Annotated in this window: 15 protein-coding genes; 10 read left to right on the top strand and 5 right to left on the bottom strand. The window is 74.3% G+C overall.

Annotated features, from left to right (window positions below):
- The first annotated feature begins 206 nt into the window (after positions 1 to 206).
- The 4 genes from C1I99_RS21165 (at position 207) to C1I99_RS21150 (ending at position 1,735) form a co-directional block, all read left to right on the top strand.
- On the top strand, positions 207 to 641 hold the full coding sequence (locus tag C1I99_RS21165; RefSeq protein ID WP_111135959.1) for a phage holin family protein: 435 nt from the start codon (positions 207 to 209) through the stop codon (positions 639 to 641).
- Complete coding sequence (locus C1I99_RS21160) at positions 638 to 970, top strand: DUF3618 domain-containing protein (protein ID WP_111135958.1); 333 nt, start codon at positions 638 to 640, stop codon at positions 968 to 970. The genes C1I99_RS21165 and C1I99_RS21160 overlap by 4 nt, the downstream gene beginning before the upstream one ends.
- Positions 967 to 1,239: a DUF4235 domain-containing protein gene (locus tag C1I99_RS21155; protein WP_111135957.1), complete on the top strand. Its 273-nt coding sequence runs from the start codon at positions 967 to 969 to the stop codon at positions 1,237 to 1,239. The genes C1I99_RS21160 and C1I99_RS21155 overlap by 4 nt, the downstream gene beginning before the upstream one ends.
- A gap of 292 nt (positions 1,240 to 1,531) precedes the next feature.
- Positions 1,532 to 1,735, top strand: coding sequence for a cold-shock protein (locus C1I99_RS21150; protein WP_007075740.1), 204 nt, complete (start codon positions 1,532 to 1,534; stop codon positions 1,733 to 1,735).
- A gap of 158 nt (positions 1,736 to 1,893) precedes the next feature.
- Here the strand turns inward: C1I99_RS21150 and C1I99_RS21145 are convergent, their stop codons facing one another.
- Together C1I99_RS21145 and C1I99_RS21140 are read right to left on the bottom strand one after the other, a co-directional pair.
- Positions 1,894 to 2,088: a hypothetical protein gene (locus C1I99_RS21145; protein WP_111135956.1), complete on the bottom strand. Its 195-nt coding sequence runs from the start codon at positions 2,086 to 2,088 to the stop codon at positions 1,894 to 1,896.
- Positions 2,089 to 2,137: 49 nt separating this feature from the next.
- Positions 2,138 to 3,121 (bottom strand): aldo/keto reductase, encoded by a 984-nt coding sequence (locus C1I99_RS21140; protein ID WP_111135955.1) that lies wholly within the window; start codon positions 3,119 to 3,121, stop codon positions 2,138 to 2,140.
- An 85-nt stretch (positions 3,122 to 3,206) separates the two neighbouring features.
- Between C1I99_RS21140 and C1I99_RS21135 the strand changes: the two genes are divergently transcribed.
- Both C1I99_RS21135 and C1I99_RS21130 read left to right on the top strand, forming a co-directional pair.
- On the top strand, positions 3,207 to 4,001 hold the full coding sequence (locus C1I99_RS21135) for a trans-aconitate 2-methyltransferase (protein WP_111135954.1): 795 nt from the start codon (positions 3,207 to 3,209) through the stop codon (positions 3,999 to 4,001).
- Positions 3,998 to 5,023, top strand: a complete 1,026-nt coding sequence (locus C1I99_RS21130) for an adenosine deaminase (protein ID WP_111135953.1) — start codon at positions 3,998 to 4,000, stop codon at positions 5,021 to 5,023. Before C1I99_RS21135 ends, C1I99_RS21130 begins: the two co-directional genes overlap by 4 nt.
- A 307-nt stretch (positions 5,024 to 5,330) precedes the next feature.
- Here the strand turns inward: C1I99_RS21130 and C1I99_RS21125 are convergent, their stop codons facing one another.
- Both C1I99_RS21125 and C1I99_RS21120 read right to left on the bottom strand, forming a co-directional pair.
- Positions 5,331 to 6,734, bottom strand: coding sequence for a HAMP domain-containing sensor histidine kinase (locus C1I99_RS21125; protein ID WP_199562320.1), 1,404 nt, complete (start codon positions 6,732 to 6,734; stop codon positions 5,331 to 5,333).
- Positions 6,735 to 6,763: 29 nt separating this feature from the next.
- Positions 6,764 to 7,453 (bottom strand): response regulator transcription factor, encoded by a 690-nt coding sequence (locus tag C1I99_RS21120; protein ID WP_111135952.1) that lies wholly within the window; start codon positions 7,451 to 7,453, stop codon positions 6,764 to 6,766.
- A 73-nt stretch (positions 7,454 to 7,526) separates the two neighbouring features.
- On the opposite strand from C1I99_RS21120, the gene C1I99_RS21115 reads away from it, so the two are divergent.
- Positions 7,527 to 8,447 (top strand): ADP-ribosylglycohydrolase family protein, encoded by a 921-nt coding sequence (locus C1I99_RS21115; RefSeq protein WP_111135951.1) that lies wholly within the window; start codon positions 7,527 to 7,529, stop codon positions 8,445 to 8,447.
- Positions 8,448 to 8,450: 3 nt separating this feature from the next.
- Here C1I99_RS21115 and C1I99_RS21110 read toward each other — a convergent pair whose 3' ends face one another.
- Complete coding sequence (locus C1I99_RS21110; RefSeq protein WP_233512627.1) at positions 8,451 to 9,308, bottom strand: DUF1775 domain-containing protein; 858 nt, start codon at positions 9,306 to 9,308, stop codon at positions 8,451 to 8,453.
- A gap of 194 nt (positions 9,309 to 9,502) precedes the next feature.
- On the opposite strand from C1I99_RS21110, the gene thrS reads away from it, so the two are divergent.
- The 3 genes from thrS to C1I99_RS21095 all read left to right on the top strand — a co-directional run bounded on the left by thrS (position 9,503) and on the right by C1I99_RS21095 (position 13,378).
- Entirely contained in the window at positions 9,503 to 11,509 is a 2,007-nt protein-coding gene (gene thrS / locus C1I99_RS21105; protein WP_111135950.1) for a threonine--tRNA ligase, read from the top strand.
- Between the two features lie 95 nt (positions 11,510 to 11,604).
- The gene (locus C1I99_RS21100; RefSeq protein ID WP_199562321.1) at positions 11,605 to 12,117 is read left to right on the top strand and encodes an HIT family protein; all 513 of its coding nucleotides are present in this window, start codon (positions 11,605 to 11,607) and stop codon (positions 12,115 to 12,117) included.
- A 202-nt stretch (positions 12,118 to 12,319) separates the two neighbouring features.
- Positions 12,320 to 13,378, top strand: coding sequence for an aldo/keto reductase (locus tag C1I99_RS21095; RefSeq protein ID WP_111135948.1), 1,059 nt, complete (start codon positions 12,320 to 12,322; stop codon positions 13,376 to 13,378).
- The last annotated feature ends 2 nt before the right edge of the window (positions 13,379 to 13,380 follow it).

Here is a 13,380-nt window from a genome sequence, read left to right as displayed (position 1 = left end):
GTCAGGGCGTCGGGGCGGGGCGAGGAGCGCACCGGGCCGGGAAGTTTGACCGGGCGTTTCCGGGGGACCTGCTGCGCGACGCTTCTGCTCCCTCTCCGGTGCGGCGCGACCCGCGCGGCGTTGGCGCTCGGCGCGCCGTCCGGCGCGAAGGATTGACGGGCGGCGACTCCGGGCATACAGCGCGGTGATGATGAAAGGAGGACAGCATGGCTGACGTGGCGAACGACCGCACCTCCCGCAACGGGAGCGAGCCGTCCACCGCCGAGCTGGTGCAGCGGGCCACGGAGCAGGTCTCCCGCCTGGTCCGCGACGAACTGGCCCTGGCCCGGGCGGAGCTGACCCAGAAGGGCAAGCACGCCGGCATCGGCATCGGCCTGTTCAGCGGTGGCGGCGCGCTGGCGCTCTACGGCCTCGGCGCGCTGGTCGCCACGGTGATCCTGCTGCTGGATCTGGTGCTGCCCGCGTGGGCCGCCGCGCTGATCGTGGCGGTGGCGCTCTTCGTGGTGGCCGGGATCCTCGCCCTGATGGGGAAGAAGCAGGTCAGCCAGGCGGTCCCGCCGGTACCGGCGGTGACGGCGCGCAGCCTCCGGGCGGACGTGGACACCGTCACCGCTGCGGTGAAGGACAGGGGACGGGCATGACCGGCAACGGGCGGGGCACCGACACCGAGGCTCTCCGGGAGGAGATCCGACGGACCCGGGTCGAGCTGGGCGAGACGATGGAGGCGCTGGCCGCCAAGGCCGACGTCAGGGCACGGCTGAAGTCCTCCGCCGATCAGGCGAAAGCGCGGATGCGTGAGCAGGCCGCGCAGACCGCCGCCCGGGTGCGCGGACAGGCGGCGGTCGCGCGGGGGCAGGTGCGGCAGCGGGGTGAGGCGGTACGGCGTAACCGGGCGCCGTTCGCGGCGCTGGCGGCCGGTGCGGCGGTGGCCGTGATCGTGCTGGTGATCGTCCGGGGGAGGCGCAGGTGAGCAGGAGTGTCGGCAGGGCCGCGTACAAGCCGGTCGGGGTGCTGATGGGCCTCGCCGCCGGTACGGTCGCGGGCGTTATCTTCCGGCAGGTCTGGAAGCTGGCCGCGGGCGACGGCGAGGCGCCGAGCGCCACCGACGAGGACCGTGGCTGGGGCGAGATCCTGGCCGCGGCGGCCCTGCAGGGGGCCATCTTCGCGGTCGTCCGGGCCGCCGTCGACCGCGGCGGCGCGGTGGGCGTACGCCGGCTGACCGGACGGTGGCCGGACTGACCGAATCGGAACGGACACGCCCCCTCACCGCGGCGGTGGTGAGGGGGCCTTTCGCAGGGCGGCAAGCGCCCGCGTAGCAGACCGGCGGCAACCGTCAGGTCACATGTCGGAGAATTTCGTCGGGTAGGCTGTGCAGAGTTTTTGCGTACGTGGTTTGCTGTTCCACGCTGTTGAGAGATGGCGTGGGTTGAGAGAAGTCTCCTTCACCGGGGGCCGCCTCAGGCGCCGCTGCTCGAAAACGGCCAACCGGCCGCACGGCGTGCTCGGCCGCCAGTTTTAGAAGGAGATACACATGGCGCAGGGAACCGTGAAGTGGTTCAACGCTGACAAGGGCTTCGGCTTCATCACCGTCGACGGCGGGGGTGCTGACGTGTTCGTCCACTTCTCGGCCATCCAGACCAGCGGCTACCGCACGCTGGAGGAGAATCAGCGGGTGGAGTTCGAGATCGCCCAGGGTCAGAAGGGTCCGCAGGCCGAGCAGGTCCGCCCCATCTGAGCGGCGCCGGTCGGCAGCCGCCGACCTGTGGGCGGTCCGGCCCCCCGGATCGACGCGAAGCCCCGTATCCCGTCCGGGATGCGGGGCTTTCCTTGTGCCGCGGCCCGGCGAGCGCCCGGCCGGGAGCCGGCCCGGTGCCGGTCTTGCGCCCGCTCCGGTCAGCGCCGGCGGCGGGTATGCAAACCGAACCAGAGCAGGGCGAGTCCGACCAGGACGACGACAGGCCCGAGGACCACCCAGATCCGCTGGCCGGTCATCACGCTGCCCTCGACGTAGCCCAACCCCTGCACCGTCCAGACCGCACCGCCGACGACTGCGAGCAGGCCGAGCGTCAGCGGCAGCCAGCCTTTCATCGCGATCGCCCTGCGCCGGGCCGCGCGACGTCGGTCGCGGGCGGTCGGGTCACCACCGGTCGTGCACCTGCGGGCGGATCAGCTTGTCGTAGACCTCCGCCACCACCGCCAGTTCCCGCTCGGACAGTGGCGCCTGGCCGGCCACGGCGGCGTTGCCTCGCGCCTGACCGGCATCCCGGGCGCCGGGGATGACCACGGTGACCCCGGGCTGGTCGACGACCCAGCGCAGGGCGAACTGGGCCATCGTGCGGTCCGTGCCGACCAGCGGGGCCAGCCGGCGTACGGCCGCCAGGCCCAGCTCGAAGTCCACCCCGGAGAAGGTCTCCCCGACGTCGAACGCCTCCCCGTGCCGGTTGTAGCTGCGGTGGTCGTCGGCGGCGAAGCTGGTGTGCTCGTCGTACCGGCCGGAGAGTAGCCCGCTGGCCAGCGGGACCCGGGCGATGATGCCGACGCCCGCCGCCGCGGCGGCCGGCAGCACCCGGTCGAGGGGCTTGTGCCGCAGCGCGTTGAGGATGATCTGGACGCTGGCCACCCCGGGCCGGGCGATCGCGGTGAGCGCCTGGTCGCAGGTCTCCACGCTCACCCCGTAGCCGGCGATGCGCTCCTCGGCGACCAGGGTGTCGAGCGCGTCGAAGACCGCGTCGTCGGCGAAGACCGGCGTGGGCGGGCAGTGCAGCTGCACCAGGTCGAGGGTGTCCACCCCCAGGTTCTTGCGGGACCGGTCGGTCCACTCCCGGAAGTGCGCCAGGGTGTACGCCTCGGGGGTCTGTGGGACCCGGCGACCCATCTTGGTGGCCACCGTCAGCTCGGCCTCGGGCCGCGTGCGCAGGAACCGGCCGATCAGCTGCTCGCTGCGCCCGTCGCCGTAGACGTCGGCGGTGTCGAGGAAGGTGACTCCCGAGTCGACGGCGGCGGCCAGCACGTCCGTCGCGTCCTCCTCGGTGACCGTGCCCCAGTCGGCGCCGAGCTGCCAGGCGCCCAGCCCGATTACGCCGACGTGCCGTCCGAGCCGGTGGAAGGTGCGCTGCTCCATGACACCGAGCCTAGTGATCGGCTTGCCGTGGCCGCTCGACGGGTCGTACCTTAAAACAAGACGGACGTACGGTTTGGGGGCTGCGATGTGGGATCCGACGACTTACCTGCGCTACGGCGACGAGCGGTCCCGGCCCTTCCACGACCTGCTCGCCCGGGTCCCGGCCGACCATCCCCGCACGGTGGTCGACCTCGGCTGCGGGCCGGGCAACCTCACCGCGACCCTCGCCGGGCGCTGGCCGGCGAGCCGGGTCGTCGGCCTGGATTCCTCGCCCGAGATGATCGCGCGGGCCCGGGCGCTGGACACCCCGGTCGACTTCGCCGTGGCCGACCTGCGGGACTGGCACCCCGGCCCGGCGGTGGACGTCGTCGTCTGCAACGCGGTGCTCCAGTGGGTGCCCGGCCACCGGGACCTGCTCGCCGGCTGGGCCGCCGAGCTGCCCGCCGGCGCCTGGCTGGCCGTGCAGGTGCCGGGCAACTTCGACGCCCCCTCGCACCGGGCGCTGCGCGAGGTCGCCGGCCGCCCCGCTTGGCGCGCCGAACTCGCCCCGCTGCTGCGCGAGGCGCCGGTCGACGACCCGACCGGCTACGCCGAGCTGCTGGCCGGTGCCGGCTGCACCGTCGACGCCTGGGAGACTACCTACGTGCATCTGCTGCCGGCCCGCGCCGCCGCGGACCACCCCGTCCTGGCCTGGATGGAGGGGACCGCGCTGCGGCCGGTCCGCGCCGCCCTGGACACCGCCCGCTGGTCCGACTTCCGCGCCGAGTTGGGCGCACGCCTCACCGAGGCGTATCCGGTGCGGCAGGGGCAGGTGTACTTCCCGTTCCGCCGCGTCTTCGTCGTCGCCCGCACCGGCGCCAGTGCAGAGGAGAACATGTGACCGACCTGCGAACGTTCATCGCCGGACTGCCCAAGGTGGAACTGCACGTGCACCACGTCGGCTCCGCCTCCCCCCGGATCGTCGCCGAGCTGGCCGCCCGCCACGAAGGCCGCAGCCCGGTGCCGGCGGACCCGGCGGCGCTGGCCGACTACTTCGCCTTCCGCGACTTCGCGCACTTCATCGAGGTCTACCTGAGCGTCGTCGACCTGATCCGCGACCAGGAGGACGTCTGGATCCTCACCCACGAGGTGGCCCGGGAACTGGCCCGCCAGCAGGTCCGCTACGCCGAGCTGACCGTGACGCCGTACTCGCACGTGCGCCGGGGCATCCCGGCGCCGGCGTTCTGCGAGGCGATCGAGGACGCCCGCAAGCGGGCCGAGGTGGACTTCGGCATCGAGCTGCGCTGGTGCTTCGACATCCCCGGCGAGGCCGGCCTGCCGGCGGCGGAGGAGACCCTGCGGATCTCGCTGGACGAACGCCCGGACGGGCTGATCAGCTTCGGCCTCGGCGGCCCGGAGATCGGGGTGCCCCGCCCGCAGTTCAAGCCGTACTTCGACCAGGCCCGGGCGGCCGGGCTGCGCTCGGCGCCGCACGCCGGCGAGACCACCGGCCCGCAGACCGTCTGGGACGCGCTTCGCGACCTTGGCGCCGAGCGGATCGGGCACGGCATCTCCGCCGTGCTCGACCCGCAGCTGCTGACCCACCTCGCCGAGCGGCAGATCGCCCTGGAGGTCTGCCCCACCTCCAACGTGCGGACCCGGGCGGTGGCGGCCATCGAGGAGCATCCGCTGCCGCAGCTCGTCGAGGCGGGGCTGCTGGTCACCGTCAACTCCGACGACCCGCCGATGTTCGGCACCACCCTCAACGACGAGTACGCCGTGGCCGCCCGGCTGCTCGACGTCGGCCCGGAGGGGGTGACCGCGCTGGCCCGCAACGCGGTCACCGCGTCGTTCCTCGACCCGACGGCCAAGCAGCGGATCACCGCCGAGATCGACGCCTACCTGGCCACCGCGCCCCGCTGACCCGCCCCGCCCTGGACGGCGCCGGGCAGCGGGTGACCCGGGCCGCGGTGCCGGGACGGAGAGAAGGGCGCGCGGCGGGAGCGGGTGTGGGGGACCGTTCTCCCGCCGCGCGCGCAGCTCCACCGGCCGGTGGTACTCGGGGCAGGTGGCCGGTGGAACTGATGGGTTCGTGTCCCGATCCTGTCAGCCCCCGCCGGCGGCACCACGGTGGTTAACCGGGATCTAAGCAAGACTTGCGCCACCCCACAGCCTGGCGAGGTCGCCGCGCCGGCTGGGGGCGGGAACCCTCGCCCGCCCCCGGCGGACGTCAGGCGTCGGTGGGGCGCCGCCGGGGCCAGCGGCGACCGGCGGTCTTCTGCTCGCGCGCCTCCCGGGCCATCCGGCCGACCAGCCCGAAGCGGTTGACCGGGCGGGGCGTCGCCTCCGGGTCGGCGAGCAGCATCACCACGCTGGCCCCGCCCAGCCGGGCCCGGTCGATGCTCACCGAGCCGTTGGCCTGCAACGCCACCCGCTTGGCGATGTCCAGGCCCAGCCCGGTCGAACCCTGGTCGCTGGCGCCCCGGCGCAACGCCCGGTCCGGGTTGGCGATCCCCGGCCCGGCGTCGTCGATCCGGATCGCCACGTAGCCGTCGCGGCGGGAGACGGCCACCTCGAACGCGGTGCCCTGCGGGGTGTACCGGAAGACGTTTCCAACCACCGCGTCCAGCGCGGCGGCCAGCTCGGCGCGGGGCACCGGTGCCGGGATGCGCAGCTGGGCGCCGATCACCCGGTGCGGGCGGTTCTGGTCGCCGGCCAGCGCCGCCCAGAACACCATCCGGTCCCGGACCACCTCGCTGACGTCGCACATCGCCGGCCCCGCCTCGTGGGCCACCGTCTTGCGGGTGGTCTTGATCAGCACGTCGATCTCGCCCTCGAGCGTGACGATCGCCTGCCGGATGCGCCGGATCCCCCGCCGCCGGTCCAGCTCGGCCTCGCTGAACGAGCCCACACTGGTGTCGTCGGACTCCAGCGCCTCGGCGTCCAGCCGCAGCACGGTCAGCGGAGTGCGCAGCCGGTGCGACAGGTCGGCGACCAGTTCCCGCTCCTCGGTGCGGGCCGCGACGAGGCGGTCGGCCATCCGGTTGAAGGCGTACCCGGCCTCGGCCAGCTCCCGCGGGCCGCTCGGCTCGACGCGTACGGCCAGGTCGCCGTCGCCGACCGCGAGCGCGGCCCTGACCAGAGCCCGGGCCGAGTCGACCGCGCGGGCGGCCACCCTGTCGACCACCAGCACCGCCGCGCCGACCAGGGCGGCGGCCACCCCGAGCAACAGCAGCCAGCGGCTCGCGGCGCCGTCGCCCGGCGCGGACTCCGGCACGAAGACCTCGACCACGGCGGTGCGGTCACCGAGCACCACCGGGTCGAGCCGGACCACCCCGCCGTCGACGTCAACGACCAGGGAACGCCCGTCGGCGCGGGCCCGCTGCAGGTCCGCCGCGGCGGCCCGGCCCCCGGACTCGTCCACCCCCAACCCGTGCACCACCGGCCGAGTGGCCGGATCGTCCCCGCTGGCCGCGACGGCGCGCCGCACCACCTCGGGCTCGGTGCTGACGGCGAGCGCGCCGGTCACCATCGCGCTGCGCCGGGCGGCGTCGGCGATCGCCTCCTCGCGGGCCCGGTCACCGAGGCTGGTGGCGAGCGGGATCAGGAACGCGAGCGCGACCAGCGCGCCCATGCCGGCCGCGAGCAGGGCCAGCGCCGGCCTCAGTCCGGTGCCACCAGCCGGAAGCCGACCCCCCGCACGGTGCGCAGGTAGCGCGGCTTCGCCGCGGACTCGCCCATTTTGCGGCGCAGCCAGTACAGGTGAACGTCGATGGTCTGATCCTCGCCGACCGATGGCTGCCGCCATACCTCCTCCAAGAGTTCCCGGCGGGACACTACCCGGCCGGGCCGGGCGGCGAGATACGCCAGCAGGTCGAATTCCTTGCGGGTCAGCGCCAGCGGCTCCCCGTCGAGGTGGGCGCTGCGCTCGCCGACGTCCACCCGCAGCCCGCCGACGGTGTGCACGGCCGGCTGGACGGCGCGGCTGGCCCGGCCGGCCCGGCGCAGCACGGTGGTGATCCGGGCGTCGAGGTGCGCGCCGGTGAACGGCTTGACCATGTAGTCGTCGGCGCCGGCACGCAGCAGCCGGACCACGGACTGCTCGTCGTCGCGGGCGGTGGCGATGATGATCGGCACGTCGGTGATGCCGCGGAGCATGCGCAGCGCGTCCGAGCCGTCCAGGTCGGGCAGGCCGAGGTCGAGCACCACGAGGTCCGGGGTCTCGGCGGCGACCCGGCGCAGCGCGTCCAGCGCCGTGCCGACGGCGTGCACGGCGTGCCCCCGGTCGGCGAGGGAGCGCAGCATCGCGCCGCGTACGACGTGATCATCTTCGACCAGGAGGACGGTGGCCACCCCAAGACGGTACTTCCCGTGGCAAGTCGATCGCGTTGCGGCGCAGCTGGGAACCGGGCAAGCTGGTACAACGATGTCCTTCACGCTCTTCGCCGACACCCGCCTGGCGCTCGCCCGGGATTCCCTCGCCGGCCTGTCGGTCGGCGACGCGCTCGGCGCGCAGTTCTTCGTCCCCGGTCGGCGCCCGGCCGAGCTGGCCGTCGGCAGTCTCCCCCCGTCGCCCTGGCCGTGGACCGACGACACCGAGATGGCCTGTTCGGTGGTGGCGGCGTTGGCCGAGGGCGGCCGGATCGACCGGGACGCGCTTGCCCTGGCGTTCGCCGAGCGCTGCGAGCCCTACCGCGGGTACGGGCCGGGCGCGGTGAGGATCCTGCGGCTGATCCGCACCGGCACGCCGTGGCCGGTGGCCGCCGCGTCGGCGTTCGACGGCCAGGGCTCCTGCGGCAACGGCGCGGCGATGCGGGTCGGCCCGCTGGGGGCATTCTTCGCCGACTCGACCGGGCGGGCGGCGGCGCAGGCCCGCGCGTCGGCCGAGGTGACCCACGCACACCCGGAGGGGATCGCCGGGGCAGTGGCGGTGGCGGTGGCCGCAGCGCTGGCCACCCGGGCCCGGCTGGACGGCTACCGCCCGGCCCCCGACCGGCTGCTGGCCGGGGTGGCCGCCGCCGTGGATCCGGCCACCGAGGTGCACCGGGGCGTGCGCCGGGCCGCCGGGCTGCTCGGTCGGTCGCTGCCGGAGGCCGTCGACGCGCTCGGCAACGGCTCCCGGGTCACCGCCCAGGACACCGTCGCCTTCACCTGCTGGGTGGCCGCCACCCACCTCGACGACTACCCGGCGGCGATCCGCACCTGCGTACAGGCGGGCGGGGACGTGGACACCACCGCCGCCATCGTCGGCGCGGTGGTGGCCGCGCACGCCGGGGTGGGCACACCAGGCGGCGTGCCCACCGAGTGGCTCGACGCCCGCGAGCCGCTGCCCGACTGGGTCGGCTGATCCTCAGCGCGCCGCGACCGGCGTCTCCCGGTCGGCCGCCGGGCTCCCGTCCGCCGCCGGTTCCCCCCGCAGCACCGACCGGTCGACCGGGTCGGCCTGGCCGCGGCGGCGCCAGCGGCTGACCAACCAGCCGATCGCCACACCACCGCCGAGGCCGGCCAGCAGCCCGGCGGCGAGCAGGGCGTCCGCGTTGCCGCCGGCGGCCTCCCCGGCCACCGCCGGGCCGGGGAGGCCGCCGTCCGCGGCAGCTCCGGCCGAGCCACCGCCGGGTGCCGCCGCGTGCCCGCCGTGTCCGGCCGCCCCAGCGGCCCCGGGGGCCGCCGGCAGCAGGGTGAGCGCGGGGGCCGGGTGCGCCCCGTCCGGGCCCGTCCAGCGGACCACCGTGCCGTCGGCGTACGTCTGGACGACCTCGAAGGCGAGCCGGTCGACCCGCGGCAGCGGGCCCATCGAGAGGGTGAGTCGGGCCGGCGCGTCCGCCGCACCGGGCATCCGGGTCCAGATCACCGCGCTGGTGACCGTCCGCACCCCGGCGGCATGGATTCCGGCCACCGGTTGGTCCAGGGCACGGGAGTCGATCCGGGGCGCCCATCCGGCGACCGACATCGGGTAGACCTCGGCGATCGGGGCGTCGGCCGGCAGCCGGACCTCGACCCGTTCCGTCCGGGTGCCGGAGCGCTGCTCGGGCACCACGAAGTCCACCTTCACCGCGTCGCCCTGCCGGGCCTGGGCGGGCGTGGTCGTCACGTCCACCGCGTACGCCGTGCCGGGCCAGCCCAGCACGCCGGCCACGGCCAGCACCGCCACCGTCCCGGCCCGGCGCGGAGCGCTGTCGCCGCGCGTCATCGCCATCTCGGTCCCCATCCGTCTCCACCGGCCGGCACCGGCTCCGGCCACACGTGGTAGTTCGGACGCGGCGGCGAAAAGGTTCAACGACCCGGGCCGTCCCACGAAACGGGGTCGGGTGGCGTCGCCGACCGTGCCGACGCGGGGGACCGATAGCATCGGCAGGAGCCGAGCACCGGCCCCACCCGTACCGCCTGCTGTGAGGAGTCACCGTGTCCGCACCCCGTACCCCCGCCGTGGCCGACCCCGTCGTCGTCGCCGCCGGGACCACGGCGGCCGACGCGGTGGCCGCGGCCGGGCTGCCCGCCAGCGGCCCGAAGGCGGTCGTGGTGGTCCGCGACCCGCAGGGGCAGCTGCACGACCTGGACTGGCGGCCGGCCACCGACACCGCGGCCGAGCCGGTCAGCCTCGACTCCCCGGACGGGCTGAACGTGCTGCGCCACTCCACCGCGCACGTGCTCGCCCAGGCCGTGCAGGACCTCTTCCCCGAGGCGAAGCTCGGCATCGGCCCGCCCATCGAGAACGGCTTCTACTACGACTTCGCGGTCGACAAGCCGTTCCAGCCGGACGACCTGGCCAAGCTCGAGAAGCGGATGCAGGAGATCATCAAGTCCGGCCAGCGGTTCCGCCGCCGCCGCTTCCACAGCCTCGACGAGGCGAAGGGCGAACTGGCCGCCGAGCCGTTCAAGCTGGAGCTGATCGACGTCAAGGGCGAAGGGCTGGACTCCTCCGAGGTGATGGAGGTCGGCGGAGGTGAGCTGACCATCTACGACAACCTCGCCGCCGGCGAGGAGAAGGTCTGCTGGTCGGACCTGTGCCGGGGCCCGCACCTGCCGAGCACCCGGCTGATCGGGGCGTTCAAGCTGATGCGCTCGGCCGCCGCGTACTGGCGCGGGTCGGAGAAGAACCCGCAGCTGCAGCGGATCTACGGCACCGCGTGGCCGACCCGTGACGAGCTCAAGGCGTACCTGAAACTGCTGGAGGAGGCCGCCCGGCGCGACCACCGCAAGCTCGGCGCGGAGCTGGACCTGTTCAGCTTCCCCGACGAGGTCGGCTCCGGCCTGGCGGTGTTCCACCCCAAGGGGGGAATCATCCGCCGGGAGATGGAGAACTACTCGCGCCGCCGCCACGAGGACGCCGGGTACGAGTTCGTCAACACCCCGCACATCACCAAGGCGCAGCTGTTCGAGACCTCGGGTCACCTGCCGTACTACGCGGACACCATGTTCCCGCCGATGCAGTTCGAGGGCACCGACTACTACCTCAAGGCGATGAACTGCCCGATGCACAACCTGATCTTCAGGGCGCGCGGGCGGTCGTACCGGGAGCTGCCGCTGCGGCTGTTCGAGTTCGGCACCGTCTACCGGTACGAGAAGTCGGGCGTGGTGCACGGGCTTACCCGGGTGCGTGGCCTGACCCAGGACGACTCGCACATCTACTGCACCCGGGAGCAGATGCCCGGCGAGCTGTCCACGTTGCTCACCTTCGTGCTCGACCTGCTGCGCGACTACGGCCTGGACGACTTCTACCTGGAGCTGTCGACCCGGGACGACTCGCCGAAGTTCATCGGGTCGGACGAGGACTGGGCGGAGGCGACCGAGGCGCTGCGGACCGCGGCCGAGCAGTCCGGGCTGGACCTGGTGCCCGACCCGGGCGGCGCGGCCTTCTACGGGCCGAAGATCTCGGTGCAGGCCAAGGACGCCATCGGCCGCACCTGGCAGATGTCCACCATCCAGGTCGACTTCAACCAGCCGGAGCGGTTCGGGCTGGAGTACCAGGCCGCCGACGGCAGCCGGCAGCGGCCGGTGATGATCCACCGGGCGCTGTTCGGCTCGATCGAGCGGTTCTTCGGCGTGCTCACCGAGCACTACGCGGGCGCGTTCCCGGCCTGGCTGGCCCCGGTGCAGGTGGTGGGCATTCCGATCCGTGAGGACCACACCGACTACCTGCACGGCTTCGTCGCCGCGTTGCGGGCCGAGGGGATCCGGGCCCAGGTCGACACCGGCGACGACCGGATGCAGAAGAAGATCCGCACCGCGCAACAGCAGAAGATCCCGTTCATGGTGATCGCCGGTGACGACGACGTGGCCGCGGGCACGGTCTCGTTCCGCTACCGGGACGGTTCCCAGCGCAACGGGGTGCCGATCGCCGACGCGGTCGCGCACGTGCTCGACGTGGTCGGCTCCCGCGCCAACGTGGGCCCGTCCGCCCAGGCGTGAGCGAGGCCCCGGCCGCGGCGGCGGGCGTCGCCGCCGGCCGGGCTGGTCCGTAGGATCGGCTTGTGACAGGGGCGGAACGGCACACGGACAGCGGCATGGCCGACGGCCTGGAGCGGCTCTGGACGCCGCACCGGATGACCTACATCTCCGGGGAGGACCGGCCCGAGGGCGGCTACGAGAAGCCCAGCGGCTGCCCGTTCTGCCTGGCCCCGGGCCTGCCGCCGGCCGAGAGCCTGGTCGTGGCGCGCGGCGAGCGCGTCTTCGTGGTGCTCAACCTCTACCCCTACAACCCCGGCCACCTGCTGGTCTGCCCGTACCGGCACGTCGCCGACTACACCGACCTGGACGAGCCGGAGACGGTGGAACTGGCGTCGCTCACCCAGACCGCGATGCGGGTGATCCGCAAGGTCAGCAACGCGCACGGGTTCAACCTCGGGATGAACCAGGGCGGCGTGGCCGGTGCCGGCATCGCCGCGCACCTGCACCAGCACGTGGTGCCGCGCTGGGGCGGCGACGCCAACTTCATGCCCGTGATCGGCCGCACCAAGGTCCTGCCGCAACTGCTGAGCGACACCCGCGACCTGCTCGCCCGCGCCTGGCCCTCCTGACCGGCGCTGTTCGGCTGGCCCTGGCGGGCGTGGTACCGGGCGGGGCTTGGCCGGCGTGGCTCGCGGCGGACGTGGCTGCGCCGAGGTGGCCGGCGTGGTATCGGTGGGGCGTTACCCCGGGCGGCCTTCGGTGCCAGCCGGCGGGCCCGCGCATCGGGGAACTTCTCGCCCTCCAGCGCGCTGGAGGTGGCACGATGCGTCGATGGCAGTCACGATACGGACGTTGGGCCGCAGCGGCATCGAGGTCAGTGCCCTGGGCATGGGGTGCTGGGCGATCGGTGGGCCCTGGGCCGAGGGCGCGCAGCCGCTGGGCTGGGGTGCGGTCGACGACGAGGGGTCGGTCCGGGCGGTGCGCCGCGCGCTGGACCTCGGCGTCACCCTCTTCGACACCGCCGACACGTACGGGGCGGGGCACGGCGAGCGGATCCTCGGGCGGGCGCTCGCCGGCCGGCGGGACGCGGCGGTCATTGCCACCAAGTGGGGCTACACCTTCGACGAGGCGACCCGGCAGGCGACCGGCGAGGACGCGTCACCGGCCTACCTGCGGCGGGCGGTGCGGGATTCGCTGCGCCGGCTGGACACCGACCGGATCGATCTCTACCAGCTGCACCTCGCCGACCTGCCGGTGCCCCGGGCCGAGGCGCTGATCGGCACCCTGGAGGACCTGGTCGCCGACGGGCTGGTCCGCGCGTACGGCTGGAGCACCGACCGGCCGGACCGGGGGGCCGCGTTCGGGCACGCCGCCCGGCACGCCACCGCCGTGCAGCACACCCTGTCGGTGCTCCGGGACGCCCCCGAGCTGCTCGCCGTCTGCGACAAGTACGACCTCGCCAGCGTCAATCGCGGGCCGCTGGGCATGGGACTGCTCACCGGCAAGTACACCACCGGCTCCACCCTGCCCCGCGACGACGTGCGGGGGATCGCGCCCGGCTGGCTGGAGTGGTTCCGCGGTGGCCGCCCCGCCCCGGAGTGGCTGCGCCGGGTCGCCGCCGTACGCGCGGCCCTGACCGCCGACGGGCGTACCCCGGCCCAGGGGGCGCTCGGCTGGATCTGGGCGCGCAGCGGGCGCACGGTGCCCATCCCCGGCTGCCGTACCGTCGCCCAGGTCGAGGAGAACGCGGCCGCGCTGCACCAGGGTCCGCTCGCTCCGGACCAGTTCGTCGAGGTCGAACGGCAGCTGGCCGCCCTGCGCGCCGCCGCCCTCCGCGACGCCGACCGCCCGCACTTCCCAGCCCCCACCCACCCCACCACCCACCCCTGACC

The organism is Micromonospora deserti (genome assembly GCF_003236335.1).
Classification (GTDB): domain Bacteria; phylum Actinomycetota; class Actinomycetes; order Mycobacteriales; family Micromonosporaceae; genus Micromonospora; species Micromonospora deserti.
The sequence above is the reverse complement of the archived record's forward strand: the minus strand, read 5'-3'. Positions and strand labels throughout refer to the sequence as shown.

Bases quoted from the DNA above. Each gene is read 5' to 3' on its own strand.
- C1I99_RS21160 (WP_111135958.1), top strand. From the start codon at position 638: ATGACCGGCAACGGGCGGGGCACCGACACCGAGGCTCTCCGGGAGGAG.
- C1I99_RS21125 (WP_199562320.1), bottom strand. From the start codon at position 6,734: ATGGGCGCGCTGGTCGCGCTCGCGTTCCTGATCCCGCTCGCCACCAGC.
- C1I99_RS21150 (WP_007075740.1), top strand. From the start codon at position 1,532: ATGGCGCAGGGAACCGTGAAGTGGTTCAACGCTGACAAGGGCTTCGGC.
- C1I99_RS21100 (WP_199562321.1), top strand. From the start codon at position 11,605: ATGGCCGACGGCCTGGAGCGGCTCTGGACGCCGCACCGGATGACCTAC.
- C1I99_RS21115 (WP_111135951.1), top strand. From the start codon at position 7,527: ATGTCCTTCACGCTCTTCGCCGACACCCGCCTGGCGCTCGCCCGGGAT.
- C1I99_RS21095 (WP_111135948.1), top strand. From the start codon at position 12,320: ATGGCAGTCACGATACGGACGTTGGGCCGCAGCGGCATCGAGGTCAGT.
- C1I99_RS21145 (WP_111135956.1), bottom strand. From the start codon at position 2,088: ATGAAAGGCTGGCTGCCGCTGACGCTCGGCCTGCTCGCAGTCGTCGGC.
- C1I99_RS21165 (WP_111135959.1), top strand. From the start codon at position 207: ATGGCTGACGTGGCGAACGACCGCACCTCCCGCAACGGGAGCGAGCCG.
- C1I99_RS21140 (WP_111135955.1), bottom strand. From the start codon at position 3,121: ATGGAGCAGCGCACCTTCCACCGGCTCGGACGGCACGTCGGCGTAATC.
- C1I99_RS21110 (WP_233512627.1), bottom strand. From the start codon at position 9,308: ATGGGGACCGAGATGGCGATGACGCGCGGCGACAGCGCTCCGCGCCGG.
- C1I99_RS21135 (WP_111135954.1), top strand. From the start codon at position 3,207: ATGTGGGATCCGACGACTTACCTGCGCTACGGCGACGAGCGGTCCCGG.